At 73.2% G+C, this 24,443-nt stretch carries 23 protein-coding genes; 11 read left to right on the top strand and 12 right to left on the bottom strand.

Features of this window, described 5'->3' with window-relative positions:
* Positions 1 to 36: 36 nt before the first annotated feature.
* The 6 genes from ASG95_RS01315 (at position 37) to ASG95_RS01290 (ending at position 7,045) form a co-directional block, all read left to right on the top strand.
* Positions 37 to 657 carry a TMEM165/GDT1 family protein gene (locus ASG95_RS01315; RefSeq protein WP_057376274.1) on the top strand — a complete coding sequence of 207 codons (621 nt, stop codon included), beginning with the start codon at positions 37 to 39 and terminating at the stop codon, positions 655 to 657.
* 214 nt (positions 658 to 871) lie between these two features.
* Positions 872 to 2,074: a DUF1611 domain-containing protein gene (locus tag ASG95_RS21545; RefSeq protein WP_162259339.1), complete on the top strand. Its 1,203-nt coding sequence runs from the start codon at positions 872 to 874 to the stop codon at positions 2,072 to 2,074.
* Between the two features lie 2 nt (positions 2,075 to 2,076).
* On the top strand, positions 2,077 to 3,873 hold the full coding sequence (locus ASG95_RS01305; protein WP_057376272.1) for an ABC transporter ATP-binding protein: 1,797 nt from the start codon (positions 2,077 to 2,079) through the stop codon (positions 3,871 to 3,873).
* Positions 3,855 to 4,958: a CapA family protein gene (locus tag ASG95_RS01300; protein ID WP_057376271.1), complete on the top strand. Its 1,104-nt coding sequence runs from the start codon at positions 3,855 to 3,857 to the stop codon at positions 4,956 to 4,958. Before ASG95_RS01305 ends, ASG95_RS01300 begins: the two co-directional genes overlap by 19 nt.
* A 38-nt stretch (positions 4,959 to 4,996) precedes the next feature.
* Positions 4,997 to 5,845 (top strand): hypothetical protein, encoded by an 849-nt coding sequence (locus ASG95_RS01295; RefSeq protein ID WP_157581675.1) that lies wholly within the window; start codon positions 4,997 to 4,999, stop codon positions 5,843 to 5,845.
* Positions 5,846 to 5,959: 114 nt separating this feature from the next.
* Positions 5,960 to 7,045: an alpha/beta hydrolase gene (locus ASG95_RS01290; protein WP_157581674.1), complete on the top strand. Its 1,086-nt coding sequence runs from the start codon at positions 5,960 to 5,962 to the stop codon at positions 7,043 to 7,045.
* Between the two features lie 18 nt (positions 7,046 to 7,063).
* Here ASG95_RS01290 and ASG95_RS01285 read toward each other — a convergent pair whose 3' ends face one another.
* The 4 genes from ASG95_RS01285 to ASG95_RS01270 all read right to left on the bottom strand — a co-directional run bounded on the left by ASG95_RS01285 (position 7,064) and on the right by ASG95_RS01270 (position 12,439).
* The gene (locus ASG95_RS01285) at positions 7,064 to 8,479 is read right to left on the bottom strand and encodes an ATP-binding protein (RefSeq protein WP_057376268.1); all 1,416 of its coding nucleotides are present in this window, start codon (positions 8,477 to 8,479) and stop codon (positions 7,064 to 7,066) included.
* Positions 8,476 to 10,134: an FAD-dependent oxidoreductase gene (locus ASG95_RS01280; protein ID WP_057376267.1), complete on the bottom strand. Its 1,659-nt coding sequence runs from the start codon at positions 10,132 to 10,134 to the stop codon at positions 8,476 to 8,478. The genes ASG95_RS01285 and ASG95_RS01280 overlap by 4 nt, the downstream gene beginning before the upstream one ends.
* Before the next feature lie 116 nt (positions 10,135 to 10,250).
* Complete coding sequence (locus tag ASG95_RS01275) at positions 10,251 to 11,198, bottom strand: D-2-hydroxyacid dehydrogenase family protein (RefSeq protein WP_057376266.1); 948 nt, start codon at positions 11,196 to 11,198, stop codon at positions 10,251 to 10,253.
* The gene (locus tag ASG95_RS01270) at positions 11,195 to 12,439 is read right to left on the bottom strand and encodes a glycosyltransferase 87 family protein (RefSeq protein WP_082592247.1); all 1,245 of its coding nucleotides are present in this window, start codon (positions 12,437 to 12,439) and stop codon (positions 11,195 to 11,197) included. Before ASG95_RS01270 ends, ASG95_RS01275 begins: the two co-directional genes overlap by 4 nt.
* Positions 12,440 to 12,480: 41 nt before the next feature.
* Between ASG95_RS01270 and ASG95_RS01265 the strand changes: the two genes are divergently transcribed.
* A complete protein-coding gene (locus ASG95_RS01265) occupies positions 12,481 to 14,679 on the top strand; it encodes a hypothetical protein (RefSeq protein WP_082592246.1) in 2,199 nt (732 codons plus the stop codon).
* Here the strand turns inward: ASG95_RS01265 and ASG95_RS01260 are convergent.
* Genes ASG95_RS01260 through ASG95_RS01240 form a run of 5 tightly spaced genes read right to left on the bottom strand, consistent with a single transcriptional unit; the run spans position 14,612 to position 19,190 of the window.
* Positions 14,612 to 16,120, bottom strand: coding sequence for a DUF2029 domain-containing protein (locus ASG95_RS01260; RefSeq protein ID WP_057376265.1), 1,509 nt, complete (start codon positions 16,118 to 16,120; stop codon positions 14,612 to 14,614). The two genes, ASG95_RS01265 and ASG95_RS01260, sit on opposite strands and share 68 nt — an antisense overlap.
* Positions 16,121 to 16,127: 7 nt before the next feature.
* On the bottom strand, positions 16,128 to 16,868 hold the full coding sequence (locus ASG95_RS01255; protein ID WP_057376264.1) for a glycosyltransferase: 741 nt from the start codon (positions 16,866 to 16,868) through the stop codon (positions 16,128 to 16,130).
* A gap of 29 nt (positions 16,869 to 16,897) precedes the next feature.
* On the bottom strand, positions 16,898 to 17,788 hold the full coding sequence (locus ASG95_RS01250) for a DUF5926 family protein (RefSeq protein ID WP_057376263.1): 891 nt from the start codon (positions 17,786 to 17,788) through the stop codon (positions 16,898 to 16,900).
* 36 nt (positions 17,789 to 17,824) lie between these two features.
* Positions 17,825 to 18,298 (bottom strand): ATP-binding protein, encoded by a 474-nt coding sequence (locus tag ASG95_RS01245; protein ID WP_056921756.1) that lies wholly within the window; start codon positions 18,296 to 18,298, stop codon positions 17,825 to 17,827.
* A gap of 40 nt (positions 18,299 to 18,338) precedes the next feature.
* Positions 18,339 to 19,190, bottom strand: a complete 852-nt coding sequence (locus ASG95_RS01240) for a glycerophosphodiester phosphodiesterase family protein (protein ID WP_235543229.1) — start codon at positions 19,188 to 19,190, stop codon at positions 18,339 to 18,341.
* 146 nt (positions 19,191 to 19,336) lie between these two features.
* Here ASG95_RS01240 and ASG95_RS01235 point away from each other — a divergent pair, with 146 nt between their 5' ends.
* The 4 genes from ASG95_RS01235 (at position 19,337) to ASG95_RS01220 (ending at position 22,132) form a co-directional block, all read left to right on the top strand.
* On the top strand, positions 19,337 to 19,822 hold the full coding sequence (locus tag ASG95_RS01235; protein WP_057376262.1) for an RNA polymerase sigma factor: 486 nt from the start codon (positions 19,337 to 19,339) through the stop codon (positions 19,820 to 19,822).
* On the top strand, positions 19,819 to 20,409 hold the full coding sequence (locus tag ASG95_RS01230; RefSeq protein ID WP_057376261.1) for a methylated-DNA--[protein]-cysteine S-methyltransferase: 591 nt from the start codon (positions 19,819 to 19,821) through the stop codon (positions 20,407 to 20,409). Before ASG95_RS01235 ends, ASG95_RS01230 begins: the two co-directional genes overlap by 4 nt.
* Before the next feature lie 4 nt (positions 20,410 to 20,413).
* The gene (locus ASG95_RS01225) at positions 20,414 to 20,905 is read left to right on the top strand and encodes a nucleoside deaminase (RefSeq protein WP_057376260.1); all 492 of its coding nucleotides are present in this window, start codon (positions 20,414 to 20,416) and stop codon (positions 20,903 to 20,905) included.
* 81 nt (positions 20,906 to 20,986) lie between these two features.
* Positions 20,987 to 22,132: a N(5)-(carboxyethyl)ornithine synthase gene (locus ASG95_RS01220; RefSeq protein WP_057376259.1), complete on the top strand. Its 1,146-nt coding sequence runs from the start codon at positions 20,987 to 20,989 to the stop codon at positions 22,130 to 22,132.
* On the opposite strand, the gene ASG95_RS01215 is transcribed toward ASG95_RS01220, so the two are convergent.
* The 3 genes from ASG95_RS01215 to ASG95_RS01205 all read right to left on the bottom strand — a co-directional run bounded on the left by ASG95_RS01215 (position 22,129) and on the right by ASG95_RS01205 (position 24,440).
* A complete protein-coding gene (locus ASG95_RS01215) occupies positions 22,129 to 22,734 on the bottom strand; it encodes a DUF421 domain-containing protein (protein WP_082592245.1) in 606 nt (201 codons plus the stop codon). The two genes, ASG95_RS01220 and ASG95_RS01215, sit on opposite strands and share 4 nt — an antisense overlap.
* Before the next feature lie 69 nt (positions 22,735 to 22,803).
* Positions 22,804 to 23,874: an aldo/keto reductase gene (locus ASG95_RS01210; protein ID WP_255358306.1), complete on the bottom strand. Its 1,071-nt coding sequence runs from the start codon at positions 23,872 to 23,874 to the stop codon at positions 22,804 to 22,806.
* Positions 23,871 to 24,440 carry a dihydrofolate reductase family protein gene (locus tag ASG95_RS01205; protein ID WP_057376258.1) on the bottom strand — a complete coding sequence of 190 codons (570 nt, stop codon included), beginning with the start codon at positions 24,438 to 24,440 and terminating at the stop codon, positions 23,871 to 23,873. The genes ASG95_RS01210 and ASG95_RS01205 overlap by 4 nt, the downstream gene beginning before the upstream one ends.
* Positions 24,441 to 24,443: the final 3 nt, after the last annotated feature.

The raw sequence follows: 24,443 nt of genomic DNA, 5'->3' as shown, positions 1-24,443 counted from the left end.
AGCGTATTGGGGCGCCGCGGATACAGTCGACGCGATATGGATTTCGACCTCGCGACCATGGCCATCGTCTTCGGGGCGATCTTCCTCGTCGAGCTGCCCGACAAGACGTTCATCGCGACCCTGGTGCTGGCCACCCGGTTCCGGCCGCTGTACGTGTGGATCGGCGTGTGCCTGGCGTTCGCCGTCCAGACGATCGTCGCCGTGACGGTGGGTGGCCTGCTGGCCCAGCTGCCGAAGCGACCGGTGGAGGTCTTCGCGGCCGTGCTGTTCCTCGTCGGCGGAGTCATCCTCATCCGCGGCGCGGGCCACGCCGACGAGGAGGAGGCCGAGACCGAGGAGGAGTTCTCCCACAAGGGGGCTGCGACCGCGGTCGGCCTCCGCGCGGTCGGCGTCTCGTTCGGCGTGCTCTTCCTCGCCGAGTGGGGTGACCTCTCGCAGCTGCTGACCGCCTCGATGGTGCTCCAGTTCAAGGAGCCCGTGTCGGTCTTCATCGGAGCGTTCCTCGCCCTCGCCACGGTCTCGGCGCTCGCGGCGGTGCTCGGCCGGGCGCTCCTCGCCCGGGTCAGGCTGGCCACGATCCGCCGGATCGGCGGGGGCGTCTGCCTCCTCCTGGCGGCGCTGACCGTCCTGCAGGTCTTCGAGGTCATCTCGATCTGAGGCGGGCGGACGCGGTCCCGCGCTGACCCACCCACGGACAGCCCGGCGTCACTCATTCTCGCTCGACGTCTCTCTATCCCTTGAGCGAGCCGTCGTCACGCGGTCATCAGGACCGGTGACCGCGTCGCTGGTGTCGTCGTGCCTGCTGCGGGCCGACGGGGGGTCCGGAAGGCCTTGGGCCGGCGGGGGCTCGCAGCGAAACCAAGGAGGGGTCATGTCTCGACAACACGTGTGGGTGCGACCGCTGGACGCCGGGACCAGCGCCCGGGCCCGGCAGAGCTTTGCCACCCGGCGGGTGCCTGCCTCGGCGATGCGGACGCTGGTCGGCGGTGCCGTCCGGCCGCGCTCGGGGGACGTCGTGCTCGCGCGGGTCGAGCGGCTGGGCCACCACCGCCGGATCGAGCAGCCGAACGGACGGCGCAGCGCGCTGCACGTGGACGACACGGTGGTCGTGGCGTACGCCGACCGCTACGCCACCGACCAGTTCGAGTCGCACGTGCCCCGCTCGCTCGGGCGGGTCCAGCTCGTGGCCTCCGGCGGGATCGCCTCGCAGGCCCTCTCCCAGAGCAGGTCGGTGCGACGCGCCACCGACATCGTCCCCCTGGGGCTGGTCGGTGACGAGTTCGGCCGACCCCTCAACGTGTGGGACTTCCGGATGCCGGACGTCGTGCCGCCCGCCGAGCGCCCCAGGACCGTCGCCGTCATCGGCACCTCGATGAACGCCGGCAAGACGACGACCATGCACTACCTGCTGCACGGCCTGAGCAAGATCGGGGTCAACCCCGGCTCGGTCAAGGTCACCGGCACGGGGTCGGGCAACGACTACTGGGTGATGCTGGATGCCGGCGCGCACCGGATGCTCGACTTCACCGACGCCGGACTCGCCTCGACGTTCCGCCAGCCGATCCCCGTGCTCGAGTCGGTGATGACCCAGCTCGTCGCCCAGCTGACGACGGCCGGTTGTGGGGTGAACTTCGTCGAGATCGCGGACGGTGTCTTCCAGGACGACAACCGGATGCTGCTGACGTCGCCGGTCGTCCACGACCTGCTCGACGTGGTGGTGCTGGCCGCCTCCGACGCGATGGGTGCCGCCTACGGGGTCGCCCACCTGCGCGAGCTCGGGTTCGAGGTGGCGGCGGTCTCCGGCATGCTCACGCGCTCTCCGCTCGCGATCCGCGAGACCCAGGAGGCCACCGGCCTGCCGGTGTGGGGAATCCCCGAGCTCCAGGCACCCGAGCTGGTCATCCCGGTCCTGGGCATCGACCCGGCGCTCGCCAGGCGGCCCGAGCCGCCGCCCCCGGCTGCCTGGCCGATCGAGCTGGAGGGCCTCGACCCCGAGCTCATCGAGCTGGCGGACGCCGAGCTGGTGGGCCCGCGCAGGCACGAGTCCGGCTCCCTGCTCCACCGGGCGGGCTGACCGTGGACGCACCACCGCCCCACGCGCCGCCCACCGGCACCCCTCGCCGCGCCGACCTGAAGGTCCAGGGCGGCGGAGCCACCGCCGACCGGGACCGCTTCCGGGTCTCCCGCGTGGCGATCTGGGGGGTCGTGGCCCTCGGCCTGGCCCAGGGCGCCTGCCTGCTCTCCTTCATCCTGCTGCTGTCGAAGGTCGTCGAGCTGCTCGAGCCGACCGGCGTGGGGTTCGCCGCCGAGCGCGAGTACCGCCAGTCGCTGGCGGCGTGTGCGGTCCTCGCCGGCCTCGGCGTCGCCCTGGGCGTCCTCCGGGCGGTCGAGTTCTCGGTCACCGAGCGGGCTGGCTACGCGGTGGTGCGCCGCCTCCGGATGGAGATGTACGCCCACCTCCAGCGGATGCTGCCCGCCCACCTGCTCCACCGCGCTCGCGGTGGGTTGCTGCTCCGCCTCACCGGCGACCTGAGCATGCTGCGGATGTGGCTGAGCCGCGGTCAGCTGCAGGGGTGCTCGGCTGCCATCACCCTGGCGGCCGGGCTCGTCGCGGCGTTCATCCTCAGCTGGCCGATGGCCTGCTCGTTGCTGGCGGTCCTGTCGCTCGGGGCGGTGGCCTCGCTCTCCAGCGGCCAGGCGATGCGCTCGGCCACCCGCACGATGCGGCGCCGGCGTTCGCTGGTCATCGGCAACATCACCGAGCAGATCAACGCCCTGGCCGTGACGCAGGTGGCCGGTCGCACCGGGGGCGAGTTCGCGCGGCTGTCGCGGCAGAACGACTCCCTCAACCGCGCGCTCGTGCGGGTCGCGAACCTCCGGGGTCGGCTCCGTGGCCTGGCCACCGGCACGAGCATGGTCGCCACCGCCGCCGTGGTGGCCACCGGCGTCGTCGAGGCCCGGCGCGGCGAAGTCCTGCCGGCCACCGTGCTCCTCGAGGTCCTGGTCGCCCGGTTCCTCACCCGCTCGGTGCGCACCCTCGGGCTGATGCACGACTACTGGCACCGGGGCACCGTCTCCCGACAGAAGATCCTCGACTTCCTCGCCAGCTCGAGCCGCGGCATCGAGAGCTCGCTGCTTGCGCCCCTGCGGGTCCGGCGCGGCGAGATCCGGTTCAACGACGTGACCGTCGAGGGAGCGCTGGACGGGCTGACCGTCCTGGCGGAGCCCGGGACGGTCGTGGCGATCACCGGCGGGGCCGGCTCGGGGGCGACCGCCGTCCTCGACGTGGTCGCCCGGCTCGTGGACCCTGACGGTGGCGCGGTCATCATCGACGACCAGGACCTGGCCGAGACGTCTCCCAGCTCCATCGGACGCGCCGTCGGGATGGTCGGCCCCGACCTTCCCCTGATGCGCGGGACGGTCACCCGCAACCTCACCTACTCGGCCAGGTCGTCGACGCCGGCGGAGGTCCAGCGCGTCGCCTTCGGGCTGGGTCTGCACCAGACCCTCGGCCGGGTGGGTGCCGCCGGGGTGGACGAGTGGCTCGTCGAGGGCGGGCAGAACGTCTCGCCGGCCGACCGGCAGCTCATCGCGGTGGGTCGGGCCCTCATGGGCAACCCGCCGATCCTGCTCCTCAACCGGCCCTTCGAAGGCCTCGACCCGGCCAGCCGGATCCTCGCGCGCGCCATGGTGCTGCGCCACCGCGGCACGGTGCTGTGGTGCACGGAGGACCCGGAGGACCTCGCCGAGGCCGACGTCATCTGGGTGCTCGAGGGCGGCGTCCTCACCGAGGTGAAGGCGGGCAGCGCCTACCGCGCAGAGCAGTGGACCACCCGAAACCACGAGGAGAGCCGATGGCCCGCCACCACCTGACCCGCGACCGACGCCTGATGGCCTGGTTCACCGCCCTCACCACCCTGTGCCTCGGGGCGGTCGGGTGGCAGCTGGCGGTGGCCGCCCCGGCCGAGCCGGAGGTCATCACGCGCACCGTCTCCGCAGGCGCGGACGGCCGCCTCGACCTGACCTTCACGGGCGACACGATGCTCGGCGACGGCGCCAAGCGGCTCATCGCGACGGCGGGCTACGACGCCCCGCTCAAGGGGGTCCGGCCGCTGCTGGGCGGCGACGTCACCATCGTCAACGCCGAAGGACCCATCACGACCGTGGCCGAACCGGCCAACCCCGGCGCCAAATACTCCTACGCCGTCCCGCCCGAGGGGGCGAACGCCCTGGCGCGCGCAGGCGTCGACGTCCTGGGGCTGGGCAACAACCACGCCATGGACCGCGGCGCGGCGGGGCTGAGCCAGACCCAGCAGTTCGCGCAGGCCGCGGGGTTGTCCACGTTCGGGGCCGGCGCGGACCTCGCGCAGGCCATGCGGCCCCTGGTCCTCACCTCTCCGCAGGAGACCATTGCCGTAATCGCCTTCGGTGAGAACTTCGGGCCACTGCACCGCAGCACCCAGACCACGCCGGGGATGGTGCCGCTGAGCATCGACCGGGTCGAGCGCGGCGTGCTCACGGCCCGGGCGGCCGGGGCGACGAAGATCGTGGCGTTCGTCCACTGGGGCGACAACTACGCCGACGTCAACGCCCAGCAGCGCTACTGGGCCGGCGTCCTCGTCGATGCCGGGTACGACGCGGTCATCGGCACCGGCGCGCACGTCCTCCAGCCGGTCGAGCTGGTGCGGGGCACCCCGGTCGCCTACGGCCTGGGCAACCTCGCCTTCGGTGCACCCGGCCGGTTCGCGAGCTACGGCAAGGTGGGGGTCGGCGCGGTCGCCCACCTCCGGTGGGACGCGACCGGGCGCGGCACGCTGCGCCTCGACTGCGTGCAGACCGACAACCTCCTCGACGGCTACGTCGCCCGACCCTGCCCGCCCGCCACCCGGGCTGCCGCACAACGCGTGCTCGGCACGACCGTCACGTGGACCAAGAACCAGGCGTCCGTCACGTTCTGATGCGACCCAGCCTGATGCGACGCCCCCGACTGACCTGGATGGTGCTCCTCGTGACGTTCGCCGTGAGCGCGGCCTGTGGCCACCCGACTGACGACCCGTGGGAGCCGGGCGACACGGGGTCGTTCGTGTTCGCGCCGCCCGGCCGCACCCCCATCAAGGTCTGGTATGCCGTGGGCTCGGGTGACGTGGCCAGTGGCCGTGTCGTCGTGGTCATGCACGGCACCAACCGCAACGCCGCCGACTACCGGGACTCGTGGGTCCCGCTGGTCCGGCACCGCCCGTGGGCCGTCGTCGCACCGGAGTTCGACCGCGACGACTTCCCGGGGGTGGCCGCCTACAACCTCGGTGGCATGGTCGACGACTCCGGGGAGCCGGTGCCGCAGTCCGCGTGGACCTTCTCGTACCTCGAGCCGCTGGTCGAGCAGGCCCGCGCGATGAGTGGGGTCCGGGAGCGCAGCTTCGACCTGTTCGGCCACTCCGCCGGCGCGCAGTTCGTCCACCGCTACCTCGAGTTCGTCCCGACCGCGCCGGTGCGACGGGCGGTCGCCGCGAACGCCGGCTGGTACACCGAGCCGGACCCCGGCGTCGACTTCCCCTACGGCGTGCGGGACGCCCCTCGACCCGTCGACCTGCCCGCCCTCTTCGCCCGTGACCTCACCGTCCTGCTGGGAAGTGACGACGTCGAGGAGGAGAACCTGCGGCAGGACGCCGGTGCGAGCCGTCAGGGACCCACGCGGATCGACCGCGGCGAACGGTTCCACCAGGTGGCCAGGGACGAGGCTCGCGACCTCGACACCCCGTTCCGCTGGACCCTGCAGGTCGTCCCCGGGGTGGCCCACGACCACTCGCCCATGTCGGCCGCCGCCGCCGAGATCCTCGCCCGGTAGTCGCCCGGCGGTCGTCCGCCAGCCGCTCGCCAGCCGCTCGGGACGGCTTCGTAAGGCGAGCCGACCCCGCACCGTCTTTCGGGCACTCCCCCGATGAGAAAGCAGGCGGTCGCCATGAGCACCACCCAGACCCCGAGAGTCCACGACGCAGCCCACTCCGGGCACCACCGGGCCGGCCCCTCCGTAGCCGGGTCGCGCCGCAGGTGCCACACCCTCGCGCCCGCGCAGCGGCGGAAGCGGCCGGCGGCAGGTGTGCCGAGAGTGGGTGTGGCTCTGTGCCTCGTCGTCGGAGCCGGCCTGTCGGCGGACCAGGCCGACGCCGGCGTCGGCGCGACCCCGGCCAGCCGGACCTTCCGGATCGGCACCGCGCTCCTGGACTACTGCGGCAACGGCTCGGTGACGCACAAGGTCGGCTCGGTGCGTCGGGTCGTGTTCGTCGTCCACGGCAGCTCCGGCAACTACTGCGACCACGCCCGGTACGCGATGGACGCCGCCGAGGCGGCCGGCGTCCTCGGCAGCACCCTCGTCGTCGCGCCGTTCTTCCGGACCGACCCAGCGGCGAGCGGCGACCCCCACCTGACCTGGGGCTCGGGGTGGCGGGAGGGAGACCTGAGCACCAACGTCGAGGGCCCTCGGGTCTCGAGCTTCGCCGCCGTCGACCAGCTCGCCGGCGCGGTGCGCCAGACCTTCGGCCCGGGCGTGCGCCTGGTGATCGCCGGCCACTCCGCGGGCGGCCAGCTCGTGCAGCGCTACGCCGAGGGCAGCGACGCGCCCTTCGCCGCCTTCGTGCCGATGAACCCGTCCAGCTACGCCTACCTCGGCGCGCAGCGGTGGCCCGGGACGACGGCCCTCGACACCGTGGCGGGGTGCCCGGGCTACAACAGCTGGAAGTACGGTCTCGAGGACCTCAACACCTACATGAGCGGCCAGGGCGGCATCCGGGCGCGGTATGCCGGACACCGCGTCGCCCTCCTGCTCGGCAGCGCGGACACGGAGCGGGACGCCGACCTCGACACCGGGTGTTCAGCCGAGGCCCAGGGGCGCAACCGGCTGGACCGCGGGCAGCGGTTCCACGACCACCTCGCGGCCCAGCTGGGCTCCCAGCCGGCGGGCCACACCCTGGCGGTGGTGCCGGGAGTGGGCCACGACGGCCGGTCCATGATCGGCTCCGCCGCAGCCAGGGCCGTCCTCTTCCAGTAGGCGGACGGGGGCCCGGGGTCAGCCCTCGGCGGCTCGCAACGGCACGCGCACCCGCACCCGCACGCCACCGCCAGCCCTCGGCTCGAGCGAGATCTCCCCACCGTGCCGCTCGACGATGATCCGGCGGGAGATGTCGAGCCCGAGCCCGGTGCCCTTGCCCACCTCCTTGGTCGTGAAGAACGGTTCGAACGCGTGCGCTGCCACGTCCTCGGGCACCCCCGGTCCGTCGTCGGCGACCTCGACCACGACGCCCGACGCCTCGCCCGCCGGCCCCGGCTCGGCGGTGCGGACGGTGAGCCACAGGGTGCCGGAGCCCTCCATGGCGTCGACAGCGTTGTCGATCAGGTTGGTCCACACCTGGTTGAGCTCGCCCGGGATGGCCTCGACCCGGGGCAGGTCCGGCGCGTAGTCGCGCACCACGGAGATGCCGCCGCGCAGCTTGTGGCCGAGCATGACCAGGGTGCTCTCCAGGCCCTCGGTGACCTCGGTCTGCTGCACCAGGGCTCGGTCGAGCTGGGAGTAGGACCGCACTGCCCCGATCAGCTCGGAGACGCGGTGGGTCGCCTCGCGGATCTCGCCCAGGAGGCCGTCGACGGCCAGCGAGCTGGCCATCCACTCCAGGGCCGGCGCCAGCTGGCCGGGCTCGAGCCCCGAGGCGGCCCGGTCGAGCATGGCCACGTCGGCCCCGGCCGCCGCGAACGGTGGGGCGATGACCCAGTCGCGGTCGACGTCGTGCCGCACCAGCCAGTCGGACAGCTCCTCCTCCCGGTCGGCCGCAGCCACCGGATCGAGCTCGGCCCCTGCCTCGGCGAGCGACCGGCGCAGGATGTCGAGGGCCACGAACTGCTCAGGCGTCGCGCCGCTCTCGGCCAGCCGCCGCAACGACGTCCCGAGCGTCTCGCTGGCCCGGTCGAGGGCGTCGACCGCCCGGGTCGCCGCCGACGCGGGGTTGTTGATCTCGTGCGCGAGGCCGGCGGCCAGGGTGCCGAGCGCCACCAGGGACTCGCGCTGGCGGGCCTTGGCCTCGATGCTGCGCACCGTGTTGACCAGCCCGGCGATCAGGTGGACGCCGAACGGGAACCACGCGCGGGCGGCCTCGCCCAGGGCCTCCGCAGGCACCTTGAGCATCCGGCCGGGGAGCACCCCGCGGGCGGTCGCCATGTAGACGCCGTGCGCGTCCCAGGCCTGGAAGCCCCCGGCCCACTGACCGGGGTTGCTCATCACGCCCAGCTCGGTCTCCTGGTGGCCCACCCGGCGCCCGAGACTGAGCGACCCCTCGAGCAGCACCCACCAGAAGTCGGCCGGGGTCCCCTCGCGGAACGCGACGTCACCGGTGTCGAACGACCACTCGGTCCCAGCCGTCCAGAGCCGCTCGCGCTGCTCGGCGGAGAGCCCGTCGAACAACGCGATCCGCGCCAGCTCCTCAGCGCTCACGTCGTGGCCAGGAAGCGGTGCACGAGGTGGACGGCCATGCCACCCTCACCCACGGCCGAGGCGACCCGCTTCATCGAGTCGAGCCGCACGTCACCCGCCGCGAAGACACCCGGGACGCTCGTCTCCAGCGCGAAGGGGACCCGGTCCTCCGGCCACGACGACCGACCGGGTCGCTGCAGCAGCTCCGGCCCGGTGAGGACGAACCCGTGGTCGTCGCGCAGGACGTCGTCGCCCAGCCAGTCGGTGCGGGGCATCGCACCGATGAAGATGAACAGCCACGAGGTGTCGACCTCCTCCGTCGCGCCGGTGGCGCGGTCGCGCAGGGTCAGCGACTCGAGGTGCTCTTCCCCCCGGGCGGCAGCGACCTCGCACCCGACACGGACCTCGATGTTCGTGGCGGCCTCGATGCGGGCGACGAGGTACTGCGACATGGTGAGCTCGAGGCCGGCGCCGCGGACCAGCATCACCACCCGCTTGGCGTAGCGGGCGAGGTTGAGGGCCGCCTGTCCGGCGGAGTTGGCCGCCCCGACCAGGTAGACCTCCTCGCCCTCGCACTGGGCCGCCTCGCTGGCGGAGGCGCCGTAGTGCACTCCCCTCGCGCCCAGCTCGTCGAGCCCGGCGGCCTCGAGCCGCCGGTAGGAGACCCCCGTCGCGATGAGCACCGACCGGGCCTCCAGCTCGTCCGCCCCGTCGATGACGACCGAGCGCACCGGCCCCTTCACCCGCAGCCCCACGGCCTCCCTGGCGACCACCATCTCGGCCCCGAACCGCGCCACCTGCGCGACCGCCCGGTGCGTCAGGTCGGCCCCGGACAGCCCCTTGGGGAAGCCGAGGTAGTTCTCGATCGAGGCGCTCTGTCCGGCCTGGCCGCCGGGGGCGTCGCGTTCGACCACGACGGTCCGCAGCCCCTCCGAGGACGCGTAGACCGCGGCCGCGAGGCCGGCCGGACCACCACCCACGATGCACAGGTCGTAGAGGGGCGCGTCGGCGAGCGTGTGCAGACCCAGGGCCGCCGCCACCTCGCGGTTCGTGGGGCTGCGCAGCGGCTCACCCTCGGGCACCAGCACGAGCGGCAGGTCGTCCGGTCGCGCCCCGGCCAGCTCCACGAGCTCGACCGCGCCGTCGTCCCGCTCGACGTCGAGCCACGCGTAGGGCACGTGGTTGCGGGTCAGGAAGGTCTTGACCTCCTGGCTCCGGTCGGACCAGCGGTGGCCGACCACCCGCACCTGGTCGACGCTGTCGCGATGACCCTCCTGCCAGTCGCCGAGCAGGTCCTCCACGACCGGGTAGAGCTTGTCCTGCGGCGGGTCCCAGGGCTTGAGCATGTAGTAGTCGAGCCCGATGTCGTTGATGGCCTTGATGGCGACGTCGGTGTCGGCGTAGGCGGTGAGCAGCAGCAGCTTGGTGTCGGCACTGATGGTGCGCACCCGCTCGAGCAGCTCGATCCCGGTCATCCCGGGCATCCGCTGGTCCGACACCACGAGGGCGACGGCCCGGCCCCGCAGGGTGAACTCGGTCAGCAGCTCCAGCGCCCCCGGGCCCGAGGTGGCACCGGCGACCCGGAAGTCCGCGCCGAACCGGTCGCGCAGGTCACGGGTGATCGCCTTGGACACCACGGGGTCGTCGTCGACGGCCAGGATCGTCGGCTTCGCCACGCTCGGAGGCTACCGGCAGCCCCCGTCGTGCGCCATGGTCCGGATGAGCCCTCGGGCGGACGTGGGTCGCGGCCATCGCTGGGGAATCCACGGCTCCAGCCCGGCGCACGCCTCGGTCAGACCACGTTGACCGGTGCTCCGGCGGCGAAGGCCAGGACCTGGTCGACGGCTGCGTCGTAGAGCCCCGCGATGACGTCGCGCTCGACGTAGCCGAGGTGGGGGGTCGCGGTGACCCCCGGAAGGGCCAGGAGCGGGTCGGCGGCGTCCAGCACCGGCTCGTGCTCGAAGACGTCCACCGCCGCTCGGCCGGGGCGCCCGGCCTCCAGCGCAGCCACCAGGGCGCCGGGCGCGACCACCCCGGCCCGCGAGGTGTTCACGAACAGCGCGTCGGGCTTCATCAGGGCGAGGTCCTCGGCGGTGACCAGGCCGGTGGTGTCGGCGTTGAGCGGCAGGTGCACCGCCAGCACGTCGCACTCGCGGAAGAAGGCCTCGCGACTGGCCGCCGCGGCATACCCGGCCTGGGTCGCGCGCGTGCGCGAGCCCTCCCGCCCCCACACCACGACCCGCATGCCGAACGCTCGCCCGACCTCGGCGACGAGGGCGCCGATGCGGCCGAGGCCATAGACACCAAGGGTCTTGGCATGCAGGCCGACGCCGACCGTCGACTGCCACCGACCCTCGCGCAGCGCGGCGACCTCCTGCGGGAGCTGCCGCTGGGCGGCGAGGATGAGCGCCCAGGTCAGCTCGGCCGTCGCATGCGGGCCGCCCACCCCGCCGGCGCTCACGACGATGCCCCGCGCGGCGAGCGCGGTGAGGTCGAGGTGGCTGGTGTTGCGACCGGTCTGGCTCACCAGCCGCACCGTCGACAGCCGCTCGACCACCTCGCGGGGCAGCCCCGTGCGTTGCTGCAGCAGCACCACGGCGTCGAACCCGTCGAGCCGCTGCACGAGCGCGTCTCCGGCCACCGAGTCGGTGAAGGCGACCACCTCGTGACCGGCCAGCCGCTGGGCGCACGGCAACGAGCCGAACGCGTCGGCATAGTCGTCGAGCACCGCGACCCTCATGCCGGCTGCTCGGCGTGGTCCGGCACCACGGACGGGGTATGCCGTGCGGGCGGCACCCGATGGAGCGCCCACCAGAGCAGGGCGAGGGCGAGCAGCGACCCGAAGGTGTCGGCGTTCTGGAGCACGCGGCCGATCCAGCGCGGCCAGTCGGGGTGGCTCAGCCAGGTGATGCCCCACCACGGCATCCGGCAGAGGAAGAACGCCGTGACGACCCCCGCCGCGAGCAGCCGTCGGCGGTCGTGCAGCGGGTCGGCGCCGAGCACGGCGAAGATCACCACGACCATCCAGTGCAGGTGGTGGATCCACGCGACGGGTGACAGCAGCACCGCCATCAGGCCCACGGCGGCGACCTCGCTGATCGAGTCACCGGCCCGGTAGGCGCGGCGGGCGAGCTGGAACCCGACGAAGCCGACCACGGCGACCAGCACCAGCCAGAGCGCGTCGCCGACCAGCCCGTCGGGTCCGACCCGCAGGAGGAAGCCGCGGATGCTCTGGTTCGAGGTGCCCGCGTTCGGACCCAGGCGGGCCGGGTCCTGCAGCGCGCCACCCCAGAACGCGAACGACGCCTCCGGGAGCAGCAGCCAGGACCCCACGGTGACGGCGACGGCGGTCCCGACCGCGGTCGCCGCCTCCTTCCACCGGCGGTTCAGGAGGTAGTGCACGACGAAGACGCCGGGCGTGAGCTTGATCGACATGGCCAGCCCGACCAGCACGCCGGGTGGGATGCGCCGGAGCAGACCGGGGCGCGGGCGGCGCAGGTCCATCAGGCAGGCCAGCACCATGAAGGCGTTCACCTGCCCGAACCTGATCCCGTCCGACACCGGGTGCAGCCACAGCATCGGCACGGTGAGCAGGGCCAAGGTGATCGGCGCGCGGGCGCCGGTGCGGTGGATCAGGCGCCACCCGGCATACCAGACGATCGCGGCCGTGGCCGCGATCTGGGCGAGCGTCCACAGCCAGCCGACCGCGCCGAAGGGCAACAACGCCAAGGGAACCGCGAGGACGGCGGCGAACGGCGGGTAGGTGAACGGCAGCAGCTGGGGCGCCTCGGTCATCGCCGAGTAGATGGGTCGACCGGTGAGGATCGAGACGCCCGCCTCGCGGTAGACCTCGACGTCGACCTGCCACTGGTCGAGCGGCCAGAAGACCAGGTACCGCAGCACGGGGATGGCCGCCCCTGCGAGGACCACGACCACCGCGAGCGCCCACCGGGCACGGGTGGGTGGGATCGTGGTGGTCACGCCTCCATTCTGTCCTGCTGGCCGACCCGTAGCCTGTACGGGTGACCCGCCGCGCCAAGCACTCCCTCGTCGGCCTGTTCGCAACCCTCTTCGTCACAGTGCTGGCAGCGTTGCTGCCGGGGGCCAGCGCGAGCGCGGCGCCGAGCGCGGTCGACCCGAACCCCATCATCATCCTCGGCACCGGCGGGCTCACCTGGAGCGATGTCAGCGCCAAGGGCACGCCGTCGTTGTGGACGTTCCTGCGCGACGGGTCGACGGCCGCGGTCTCGGTGCGGTCGGTCTTCACCAACACCTGCCCGGTCGACGGCTGGCTCAGCCTGTCGGCCGGCAACCGCGCGGCTGCCCCGGGCCCGGGCAAGAACGGCTCCCGCAAGACCACCGACCCGTGCCCGCCGATCCCGGTCGTGGACAGCGGGGTCGTGCCCGGCTGGAACGACTACGTCGCGGCCGCGGACGCCCTGAAGTTCGACTCGACGCTGGGCACCCTGGGCGAGCAGCTCGCCAGCAACAAGCAGTGCATCCAGGCGGTGGGCCCGGGGGCCGGACTCGGCGCCGCCTACCAGTCCGGCGCGGTCCCCCGGTATGCCGCGTACGACGCCTCCGCCCTCACCGGCCTCCTCACGGGGTGCCGGGTGACGCTGGTGGACGTCGGCTCGCTGCGCGACCCGGACGACCTCCCCGCCAGCGAGGCCAGGTCCACGGCGGGGAGCCGGGCCGAGCAGGCCGCGGCGATCGACCAGCGCATCGGCGAGGTGCTGGCGGCCGCCCCGAGCGGCTCGGACCTCGTGGTGGCGAGCCTGTCCGACGCCGGGAGCAGCGAGCGGCTGCGGCTGGTCGCCGCCAAGGGCCCGCGCTTCGGCTCCGGCACGCTCTACTCCCCCTCGACCCGGCAGGACGGACTGGTGCAGTCGGCCGACCTGACGGTCACCGCCCTGACCGCCGCGGGCGTGCCGATCCCCGACTCGCTCGGCGGGACCGCGCTGCGGCGGGGCGACGCCGACGGCGGGGAGGCCAGCAACTCCGACGCCGCCGCACAGGACCGCCTGCGCCAGCTGCTCGACTTCGACGAGGCCAGCCACGAGGTGCACCCGCTGGTGCCGCCGTTCTTCAACGGAGTGGTCTACACCCAGATCGCGATCTACCTGTTGGCCGCGGTGGTCTGGCGGCGCGACTTCGGGTCGACCGACCTGCGGCTGCGGATGCTGCGGATCACCCGCCGGGTCGCGGTCGTGGCCTCGACGGTCCCCGCGTCCACCTTCCTGGCGAACCTCATCCCGTGGTGGCGCTTCCCCATCCCGATGATCGCGGTCGTGCTCAGCGTCGGGCTGTTCGTGGCGATCATCTCGGCGGTCGCCCTGCTGGGCCCCTGGAGCCGCCGGCTGACCGGGCCGCTGGTCGTCGTGGCCCTCGCCACCCTGCTCGTGCTCGGCGGCGACGTGATGCTCGGGTCGCACCTGCAGATCTCGTCGCTGATGGGGCTGCAGCCCGTCGTCGGCGGGCGGTTCTACGGCATGGGCAACGTGACCTTCGCGCTCTTCGCGACCGCCGCCCTGCTGCTCTGCATCGCCGTCTCGAGCTACTACGTCAAGCGCGGCCAGCCCAAGCTCGCCGCCGTCGCCGCACTGGTGATCGGGCTGGCCGCGGTGGTCGTCGACGGCTACCCCGGGTGGGGCGCCGACGGCGGTGGCCCGCCCGCGCTGCTGCCCGGCCTGGCCTACCTCGTCCTGGCCATCCTCGGCATCAAGATGACGTGGAAGCGTGGCGCCATCCTGGCCGCCGCGACCGTCGGGCTGTTCCTGCTGGTCGGCTTCCTCGACTCGCTGCGTGGCGTCGAGAACCAGTCGCACCTGGGCCGGTTCTTCCGCTCGATCTTCGACGGTGGGGCGCTCGACATCATCACCCGCAAGCTGCAGCAGAACATCGACATCCTGTTCGGCAACTACCGGCTGTCGCTGCTCGTGCCGATCGCCCTGGCGTTCGTCATCTACATCCTGGCCCGGCCCACGTCGTGGGGCTCGCGGTCGCTGCAGCGGTCCTACGAGGCGTGCCCGACCCTGCGGCCGGGGCTCATCGCGCTGCTGGTCACGCTCACGATCGGCTTCGCCATCAACGACTCCGGGGTCGCGATCCCGGCCAATGGCGCCATCATCGCGGTGCCGCTGATCATCGCCGTCAGCGTCCGGGTGCTGGAGGACGAGGCTCGCTCGTCCGCGACGACCCGCGCGTCGCGGCGAGGGTGAGCCACCCCCAGACCAGCAGCCCGGCATACGGGACGGGGGTGCGCCGCACCCACAGCGACACCCGCTCGACCGTCGGGGTCATGCCCACCACCCGACCCGGCACGTAGGCGACGGCCATCGCCGCGAGGCGCACCAGGAGGATCGTGTCGAGCACGCTCGCGGCGAGCACCGGCAGGGTCGCCCAGGTGAGCAGGTCGTACCACGGCAGGGAGTAGGGGGCCGCGAGCGTGTAGGCCGTGCTGAGGACGAGCGTCCACCGGACCGCCGCGCCGGTCGCGGTCCCGGGCGCCAGGCCACGGGTGAGGCGGGCGAGCAGGACGACGAGCAGCAGCGCCACGGCAACGGCCAGCCAGGTGACCACGGTCCGGGCATCGCCGGAGGTGAGTGGCCCGGTGAGCAGCTCGTAGAGCAGCCGCCACGGGGTGGCGAACGAGATCGACCGGCGGGCCCGGTCGAGCTGGTCGAACACGTGCGGTCCCGCCCACAGGTGCAGGGGCGCGACCACGACGACCGCCGCGGCGACGAACGTCAGGGCGCGACGGGTGAAGCTCGCCCGCTCGTGGGCCCACCACCCGACGAGGACGGCCAGGCCGACCACGCCGTAGGTGACCTTGCACGAGACCGCCAGCCCGGCGAGCAGGCCGGCCGCGAGGGGGTTGCGGGCCGCCAGCACGAGGGCGACCACGCCCAGCGCGGCAGCGACGAGGTCGACGTGGGCGCCCAGCACCCCGATGCCGAAGACGAGGGGGTTGAGGGTCCAGAGGGTGTCGACCCGACGCGCGGTCGCGCCCGAGCGCAGGAGCAGGAACCGCACCCCCAGCCAGGCCAGGACGATCAGGACCTGCCAGCACCAGACCGTCTCGCGCACGTTCGACCCGCCGAGGTGGGAGGTCAGGGTCTGCAGCAGTGTGGCGAACGGGCCGTAGACGCTGACCGTGTCGGTCCACGGCGGCTCGACCCCGGAGACCACGGGATCGGCGGGTGACCAGGCGCTCGGCGGGGTGAGGTAGGGGTCGCCGCCGAGCGCCGAGATCCGGCCGTAGGCGGCGTAGTTGGTGTGGTCGGCGGACCCGAACGGCCCGGTGAGCAGGGCCAGCACCCCGAGCGCGACCGGCACGGCCCAGCCACCAGGGGCGAGGCGGCGACGCGACCGCGCCGCGACCGCGCCGAGCATCCCGACCCCCGACACCACGGAGGGCTCTCCCTGGAGGCGGAGCCAGACCGCGACCGCGCCGAGCAGGTAGGCCGCCCACAGCAGGCCGGTGACCAGCGCCGGTGCCGGCGCCCACACGAGGTCGCCCGGCGCCCAGCCACGCGGCCCGAGCCCGGGCTTGGCGGCGCTCTCCCCGGCCACCCCGACGAGGAGCAGCAGCCCGAACGACACGACCAGGGCGGGCGTCGCCACGCGGTCGCGGACGACGACCAGCCGGGGGGTGGTCATGACCCGGTCAGCGCAGCCCGCGACGGACCCGGCGGCGGGCCAGGGCGAGGGCGACGTCGCGGTACTGCTTGGCGCGGTGCACCTGCCCGCGCCAGTCGGCGCCGCTGACCCGGTGGTGCAGCTCGCACGGCACCTCCTCCACGCGCAGCCCCGCCATCAGGACGTCGACGGTGAGGCCGACCTCCACGCCCCACCCACGGGCCAGCGGGCTGGCGGCGTCGAACGCCGGGCGGGAGATGCAACGCATGCCCGACAACGGCTGCTGGGGGACGAACCCGGTGAGGTCCTCGATGCCCTTGCGGGCCAGCCGCACCACGAACCCGTGTCCGCCGCCCGCCGTCTTCTGGGGCGGCAGGGTGGCGATCGTCATGTCGGCGCGGCCCTCGAGCACGGGTGGCACGAGCACCCCGAGGTTCGCGGCGGTGCCCTCGAGGTCGCCGTCGACGAAGAGCAGCGGGCGTCGGCCGTCGGAGCCCCCGACCCGGCCCTCGACCCCTTCGTGGCGGGCGACGTAGCCGGCACCCGTGGTCATCGCGGCCGCCTTGCCCCGGTTGCGGGCGTGCCGCACCACCTCGGCGCCCGCTGCACGGGCGATCTCGGCGGTGTCGTCGGAGCTCCCGTCGTCGACGACGACGACCAGGTCCACGCCCGGTATGCCGCGCACCGCCCGGACCGTCGCGGCGATCCGGTCGGCCTCGTCCTTGGCCGGGATCACCGCGGCGACGGCCGGGGTCGGGTGCGCGGTCATGTCGGGTTCGCGGTCATGGGAGCGGCTGGTCAGCGCAGCGTGACCTGGCGGCTGAGCAGGCCGGACCGGGCCCGGCGCTCCTCCGCGGTGAGGGGCGCCTCGGACGCCGCGGCGGCCGCATACCGGGTGATGAACTCGCCCAGCGCGGTCTCGTAGTCATCGGCGGACTTGGCGGCATCGAGGTCCCACACCGGGACCAGCAGCCCACAGGCGCGGAACGCGCCGAGCAGGCGGGTCTGGTCACCGAGGCCACTGCCACCTGCGGCGTGCAGCCGGGCGAGCGCGTCGGTGGCGACGTCCTCGTCCTGCGGCAGGACCAGGCGGATGTGGGTGCGCTCGCCGATGCGGCACCAGTAGGCCGAGTCGGTGGCGGACATCTTGACCGTGGGGATGACGGACTCGTTCGCGCGGTCCAGCGAGGCCTTGGCGTCGTCGTCGAGCTCGCTGTCGCCGACCCAGAAGTCGAAGCCCTCGTGGACGGTCACCTCGAACGGCGCCGAGGTGTCGAGCAGGTCCTGCAGCCGCGGGGTGTCGGCGGTGGCCGCCGGGGTGCCGGTGATCGGCGTGCCCTGCTCGGCGGAAGCGGCGGCCAGCAGCGAGGTTGCCAGGTCGCGCGAGGCGTCGCCGGAGATCGAGCCCGACTGGGAGCCGACGAAGACGGTGCCGTCGGCGCGGTGCAGGCCGGGCCAGGCGAGCGGCAGCACGGTCGCGATGGTCACCTCGCTCGGCGCGCCCTCGGGCGCCTGACCTTTGGCGAAGGCCACCGTCGCGGTGGCCGACGGCAGGATCTCGCGCATCGCGACCCAGTCGGTCTCACCCGGCAGGCCCTCGAACGGACGAGCGACGAACGGTGCGGGCTCGACGCGCGCGGTGGCGGAGCCGTGGTCTGCGCCCTTGCGGCGACGTGTTGCCTTACCCATGCCGCAAACCCTATTGCCTGCCGCAGGCAGCAGCCCTCAGTGGCTGCGGCGGCGGGAGGGGCCGCCGAGCGAGGCCCACACGGTCGAGCCACTGCGGTCCTCGGTCACGCCCCACTCGTGGGCGAGGCTGCGGACGATCCGCAGGCCCCGGCCCGACGGGGCCCAGATCGTGCGCGGCGCCGGGCGCGGGGTGCTCTCGCTGCCGCCGTCGGTCACCTCGACCTCGACGACCCCGGCCTTGACCTTCCAGTGCACGCGCAGGTTGCCGTCGGCGAGGGGCCGGGCGTGGCGGATCGAGTTGGAGACCAGCTCGGAGACGACGATCTCGGCCTCGTCGACCACGGCGGCGGACACGTCCCTGGCCTCGAGGTCGTCGACGAGGGCCTTGCGCACCTGGGCCACGGAAGTGGCCCGCCACGGGACGCGGACGGTGCGGGAGGAGTCCCGAAGCCGACCACCCGAGGGCGGTTCGGAGCGCGGGGAGCGTTCTCCCAGCGGTGCAGCTGCCATGCGCGGGCCCATGTCCGATCTATCCGTGTCCGGTCGGAGACTACCGACTGGCTTCGAGAGCGTCGAGAACCGCGCGGGGGCGGTTGGTGATGATGGCGTCGACGCCGAGGTCGAGACAGAGGTCGATGTCCTCCGGCTCGTCGACGGTCCAGACGTAGACCTCGTGCCCGTGACGATGCTGTCTGGCCACCGTCTGGGGGTAGCGACGGACGATCTTGACGTCCAGCCCGACCGTGTGGATCCCCTTCGGCAGCGACCCGTCGCGGAACCGCAGGGGCATCGAGTCCTCGACCAGGTAGACCGCCGGGACGTCGGGGCAGAGCTGGCGCATCCGCTGGACCGCCAGCTGCGAGAACGACATGACCCTGACCCAGTGCCGGCCCTCGCGCCGCGGGCCGGTGAGGTCGAACTCCTGCAGCACCCGGGCCAGCTGCCGCTCCACCAGCCCGGCATAGCGCGTGGGGTGCTTGGTCTCGATCACCAGGCCCACCGGGCGCTCGGACTCCAGCACGTTGGTCAGCAGGTTGCGCAACGTGAGCAGCCGGTTGCGGTCGCGGTCCGGCAGCTCGAGGTCGCGCGGGTGGTCCTGCTTCCACGATCCCCAGTCGAGGCCCTCGAGCTCGGCCAGCTCGAGGGTCGAGACGATGCCGCGCCCGTTCGACGTGCGGTTGACCCGCCGGTCGTGCACGCAGACCAGGTGGGAGTCGGCGGTGAGCCGGACGTCGCACTCGAGCGCGTCCGCGCCCTCCTCGATCGCGCGGACGTAGGCGCGCAGCGTGTGCTCGGGCTCCGCGAGGCTCGACCCCCGGTGCGCGATGACGAGCGGACCGTGCCGCGCGGGATCAGGGCGGGCGGGTCCGGCCACAGGCGCTGGGACGCCGTCGTCGAGCACCCGACCATGGTTCCACACGACGAGCCGAAGCACCCGTGACCGGGCCGGTGCCGCGAGGTGCCCGGATGCGGCACGATGGCCACCGCCCGGCGGCGCGGCCGGGGGCTCGACCAGGCGGCTCACAGGACCGGGAGGTGCGGCGTTCCATGGGTGTGAAACTGCCCGCCTTCCAGACCCTCGTCGACACCCACTGGCGCGACGTCGCCCGCCTCGCCCACGCCCTCGCCGGTCCGGTCGACGGGGACGACGTGGCCCAGCAGGCGTGGACGCAGGCGCTCGCGGCCTACCCGTCGCTGCGCTCGGCCACGAACCTGCGGGGCTGGCTGCTCACGATCACGCACCGGTGCGCCATGGACGTGCACCGGGGACGGGCCCGCCGCGCGGTGCCCCACGACGACCCGGCCTCCTTGTCCGAGGGGCCGGCCGCACCACCCGCTGACGCGGGGCTGCCCGACGGCCCGCTCTGGGCCTCAGTCGCGGCCCTGCCCCCACGACAACGCGAGGCCGTCGTCCTCAAGTACGTCGCCGACCTCGACCACCCCACCATCGCCGCCGCGCTGGGCACCTCGCCCGCGATGAGCCGGCGCCTCGTGAGCGATGCGCTCGCGACCTTGCGCAAGGAGCTGCCATGACCGACCCCACCACCCGCCTCGCGGAGTTCGCGCCCAGCCCGTCCCACCTCCGCCCGCCGGTGCTCCCCCCGAGCGACGTGTCCTACGTCGTGGAGGACACCGTGATCGGCCGAATGCTGCTGGCCCGCAATGACTCTGGCGCGATGGTCGCCTCCGCGTTCGTGCCCACGGCGGAGGACGAGGAGCACGTGCTCACCCGCCTGAGCGAGCGCATCTCGCCCCGCGTCCTGCGGCAGCCGCGCGAGCTCGACGAGGCCCGCACCGAGCTCGAGTCGTTCCTCGCCGGCCGCACCCGGGCGTTCTCGCTGCGCACCGACCTGGCCCTCGCCTCCGACTTCCAGCGGTCGGTGCTCCCCCGCCTCGCGGCGACCGTCGGCTACGGCGACCGCGCCACCTACGGCGAGCTCGCCGCCCGCGTCGACCGACCGAAGGCCGCGCGCGCGGTCGGGGCCGCGCTGGGCGCGAACCCGTTGTGCGTCGTGCTGCCCTGTCACCGGATCGTGGCGTCCAATGGCGCGCTCACCGGGTATGCCGGGGGGCTGGACGCCAAGCGCTACCTGCTCGAGCTCGAGGCCGGGGTTAAATGACTCCATGGCTCTCTCCGACGTCGACCTGACCCACCTGCGCCAGTGCGTCGCCCTGGCCCGCGAAGGCCTCGACGCCGGTGACGAACCGTTCGGCTCGGTGCTGGTCGACGGCGCCGGGCAGGTCCGCTTCGCCGACCGCAACCGGGTGCAGGACGGTGACCAGACCCGGCACCCGGAGTTCGAGGCGGCCAAGTGGGCCGCCCTGAACCTGCCGGCCGACGAGCGGGGCGCGTGCACCGTCTACACCTCCGGCGAGCACTGTGCGATGTGCTCCGCCGCGCACGCGTGGGTCGGTCTGGGCCGCATCGTGTATGCCGTGTCGACCGAGCAGCTCGTCGGCTGGCTCCGCGCGTGGGGCGTGCCGCCGGGACCGGTGAACCCCCTTCCCGTCCAGGCCGTCGCGCCGGGACTGCCCGTGGACGGGCCGGCACCCGAGCTCGAGCAGGAGGTGCGGGAGCTGCACCGGCGACTGCACGGCATACCCGAGGGGCGGTAGCCGCCGTCGCAGGGTCGCGCGCGGGCCGGCCGGTGGTGGCGCGGAACTGTGTTAGACAGGGCAGAAACCAAGGAGCCCTCGATGGACCAGCTCAGCGTCGGACTCGTCGGCACCTCGCGCAAGGAGAACGAGCGTCGGCTGCCGATCCACCCGCTCCACTTCGGCCGGATCGGGGCGGACCTGCGCCCGCGGATCTTCCTCGAGGAGGGCTACGGCCGGCAGTTCGGGGTCAGCGATGCCGAGCTGGCGCCCCAGGTCGGCGGCATCCTGACGCGGGCCGAGCTGGTGGCGCGGTGCGACGTCGTCATGATGCCCAAGCCGACCCCTGCCGACGTCGCGGAGCTGCGGGACGGCCAGGTCCTGTGGGGCTGGCCGCACTGTGTCCAGGACGGTGCGATCACCCAGCTCGCGATCGACAAGCGGCTGACGATGATCGCCTTCGAGGCGATGAACCTCTGGGGCAGCGACGGCTCCTTCAAGCTGCACGTGCTGCACAAGAACAACGAGATCGCCGGCTACGCCTCGGTGCTGCACGCGCTGGCGCTGGTGGGCTCCACGGGTGACTACGGCCGCCGGCTCAGCGCGGCCGTGATCGGCTTCGGGGCCACCGCCCGGGGCGCCGTGACCGCCTTGAGCGCGTTGGGGGTCAACCAGGTCGACATCCTCACCCAGCGTGACACCACTGCTGTCGCGTCGCCGATCCACTCGGCCCGGATCGTGCAGTTCGACCGGGGCGAGGCGGACGTGCGGCCGCTGGAGGTCTTCCTCGAAGAGGGCAACGAGACGATGCCCGGTTTCCTCGCGTCGCACGACATCATCGTCAACTGCGTGCTCCAGGACCCACTGCGGCCGATGATGTTCCTCGAGGACGAGGACCTGCCCGCCCTGGCCCCGGGGACCTTGGTCATCGACGTGTCCTGCGACGAGGGCATGGGGTTTGCCTGGGCTCGGCCGACGACGTTCGAGGCACCGATGTTCGTCGTGGGGGACAACGTGCAGTACTACGGCGTCGACCACAGCCCGTCCTACCTCTGGAACTCCGCCACGTGGGAGATCAGTGAGTCCCTGCTCCCGCACCTGGCCACGGTGATGGGAGGACCCGAGTCCTGGGCGGCCGACGACACGGTCCGCCGGGCGATCGAGATCCAGGACGGGATGGTCCGCAACGAGGACATCCTGGCCTTCCAGTCGCGCGAGCCGGAGTACCCCTACGCCGTCAGGGCCTAGCCACGGGCGGGGCCGCTGCCCTGCGCCTCGAGGCGCGCGGTGAGAACCTCGACCGCGCGACGCAGGTCGCCGATCGTGGCGGTGCGGGCGTCGGGCTGGAGCTCGACCGTGACCGAGCCACCGGGCTCGACGGCCACCCGGCGCACCTGGCTCAGCGAGTCGGCGCCCTGGGCCTGGATGGCGTTGTCGAGCTCCTCCGGCGTCATCCCGAGGTGCAGCAGCGCGCGGTGGTCGAGGAGCCCGTCCGTGACCACCACGGTGGGACGACCGTCGAGCAGCCAGGCGAGCCACGGGATGCGCAGGGTCAGGTGGTCCAGGCCGGCGTTGACGAGGACGAGCACTGCCGCGCCGAGCAGCCCGCCGACCAGCGAGTTGTCCTCACCGATGATGGCGTTCTGGACCACGTTGGACAGCAGCAGCACCACGACGAGGTCCTGCGAGTTCATCTGTCCCATCAGGCGTTTGCCTGCGATCCGGATGACGATCAGGATCCCGAGGTAGACCGCGACCGTGCGGATGACCTTCTCGGCCGGGGGCATCGGCAGGTGGAGGAGGTCGTCGACGACCCCCTGCTGTGCCGCGGCGACGACGTGCTGGACCATGGCTGGCTCCTCGGGCTGGTGGCTTCCCGGGCAGGTGGCTGCTCGGGCTGGTGGCCGCTCGGGTGGTGGCTACTCGCGCCCGGAGGAGATCCAGGCCGGGTCCTTGCTCAGGTTGCGGTCGCCCTCGGCGAGCGCTGCGGCCGCGTCGAGCCGGGCCAGGTGGTCGGCGCCGAGCCGGACGTCGAGGGCACCGAGGTTCTCGTCGACGCGCTCCGCTCGGCGGGTGCCGGGGATCGGGACGACGGGTAGGCCGAGCCGCTCGCCCTGGGCGTAGAGCCAGGCCAGCGCCACCTGCGCGGGGGTGGCCCCGACCTCGGTGGCCACCTCGGTCACGACCTGCACGACCCGCTGGTTGGCGTCGAAGCCGGCGTCGAACCTCGGGTGGCCCTTGAGCATCGACCCGGCGACGGCCTCCTTGGTCATCGCACCGGTGAGGAACCCCCGGCCCAGCGGCGAGTACGGCACGAACCCGGCGCCCACCTCGACGGCGGCCGGGACGACCTGCGCCTCGACGTCCCGCGACCAGATGCTCCACTCGCTCTGCACCGCGCTGATCGGGTGCACCGCGGCCGCCGCGCGCAGCTCCGTCGCCGTGACCTCGGAGAGGCCGAGGTGTCGCACCTTGCCCGCTGCGACGAGCTCGGCCATCGCCCCGACCGTCTCCTCGATCGGCACGCTGACGTCGCGGCGGTGCAGGTAGTACAGGTCGATGACGTCGGTGCCGAGCCGCCGCAGCGACGCCTCCGCCGCACTGCGCACGTAGGCCGCGTCGCCCCGGACCCCGGTCGCGCCGGGCCCCTGGTTGGGGACACCGGTGATGCCGAACTTCGTGGCGAGCTGCACCTCGTCGCGGCGGTCGCGCAGCAGCTGGGCCACCAGCTCCTCGTTGGTGCCGGCCGGGCCCTCGACGCCTTCGCGGGGCTGGCCGTAGACGTCGGCGGTGTCGATGAAGGTGACGCCGGCATCCACCGCGTGGTGCAGGGTGCGCAGCCCCTCGGCGGGGTCGGTCTCGCCGTACACGTGGGTGATCGCCATCCCGCCGAACCCGAGTCGGCTGACCTCGAGCCCGTGCCCGAGGTCGACCCGTCGCGCTCCGCCGGTGGCACCCACGTCCTGGCCACCCACGACCTGGCCGCTCACGCCTGGTCCTGGGAGGCTGCGGCCGCGGGGCCGTAGGACAGGTGGACCACGCCGTTGGCGTAGACGTCGCTGTCCAGGAGGGCGAGCCTGGTCGGGCTGCTGCCCTCGGTGAACAGCCGCTCCCCCGCGCCGAGCGCGATCGGGTAGACGAACAGGTGCAGCTCGTCGACCAGCCCGTCGGCGAGCAGCCCGCGCACGAGCTGGCCGCTGCCCGAGACGTAGATGGCGCCGTCGGTGTCGTCCTTCAGCCGTCGGATGGCGTCGGCGTCGTAGCCGCCGAGTCGTTCGCTCGGGCCCCACTCCTCGGTCGGCGCCTCCTTCCCCACGACGTACTTGGTGGTCTCGTTGAAGAACGGTGCACCCGGGTCCTGCTCCACCGTGCGGTCCCGCCAGGCGGGAGCGAACATGTCGAACGTCGTGCGCCCCAGCAGGATCGCGGTGGCACCACCGGTGACGCCGGCGAGGGTCTCCCCCATCGCCGGGTCGAAACCGAACTCGAAGGTCCAGCTCGGCGACTCGAAGACGCCGTCGAGGGAGATGAACTCGTGGACTGCGATCTGACCCATGGA

Origin of the sequence: Phycicoccus sp. Soil803, assembly GCF_001429685.1 — a bacterium.
Lineage (GTDB): Bacteria > Actinomycetota > Actinomycetes > Actinomycetales > Dermatophilaceae > Pedococcus.
This window is presented reverse-complemented; position numbering and strand designations above follow the sequence as displayed.

Coding starts and splice junctions, on each gene's coding strand:
- ASG95_RS01315 (WP_057376274.1), top strand. CDS start 37: ATGGATTTCGACCTCGCGACCATGGCCATCGTCTTCGGGGCGATCTTC.
- ASG95_RS21545 (WP_162259339.1), top strand. CDS start 872: ATGTCTCGACAACACGTGTGGGTGCGACCGCTGGACGCCGGGACCAGC.
- ASG95_RS01300 (WP_057376271.1), top strand. CDS start 3,855: ATGGCCCGCCACCACCTGACCCGCGACCGACGCCTGATGGCCTGGTTC.
- ASG95_RS01295 (WP_157581675.1), top strand. CDS start 4,997: ATGGTGCTCCTCGTGACGTTCGCCGTGAGCGCGGCCTGTGGCCACCCG.
- ASG95_RS01290 (WP_157581674.1), top strand. CDS start 5,960: ATGAGCACCACCCAGACCCCGAGAGTCCACGACGCAGCCCACTCCGGG.
- ASG95_RS01275 (WP_057376266.1), bottom strand. CDS start 11,198: ATGAGGGTCGCGGTGCTCGACGACTATGCCGACGCGTTCGGCTCGTTG.
- ASG95_RS01260 (WP_057376265.1), bottom strand. CDS start 16,120: ATGACCACCCCCCGGCTGGTCGTCGTCCGCGACCGCGTGGCGACGCCC.
- ASG95_RS01255 (WP_057376264.1), bottom strand. CDS start 16,868: ATGACCGCGCACCCGACCCCGGCCGTCGCCGCGGTGATCCCGGCCAAG.
- ASG95_RS01250 (WP_057376263.1), bottom strand. CDS start 17,788: ATGGGTAAGGCAACACGTCGCCGCAAGGGCGCAGACCACGGCTCCGCC.
- ASG95_RS01245 (WP_056921756.1), bottom strand. CDS start 18,298: ATGGCAGCTGCACCGCTGGGAGAACGCTCCCCGCGCTCCGAACCGCCC.
- ASG95_RS01235 (WP_057376262.1), top strand. CDS start 19,337: ATGGGTGTGAAACTGCCCGCCTTCCAGACCCTCGTCGACACCCACTGG.
- ASG95_RS01230 (WP_057376261.1), top strand. CDS start 19,819: ATGACCGACCCCACCACCCGCCTCGCGGAGTTCGCGCCCAGCCCGTCC.
- ASG95_RS01225 (WP_057376260.1), top strand. CDS start 20,414: ATGGCTCTCTCCGACGTCGACCTGACCCACCTGCGCCAGTGCGTCGCC.
- ASG95_RS01220 (WP_057376259.1), top strand. CDS start 20,987: ATGGACCAGCTCAGCGTCGGACTCGTCGGCACCTCGCGCAAGGAGAAC.
- ASG95_RS01215 (WP_082592245.1), bottom strand. CDS start 22,734: ATGGTCCAGCACGTCGTCGCCGCGGCACAGCAGGGGGTCGTCGACGAC.
- ASG95_RS01205 (WP_057376258.1), bottom strand. CDS start 24,440: ATGGGTCAGATCGCAGTCCACGAGTTCATCTCCCTCGACGGCGTCTTC.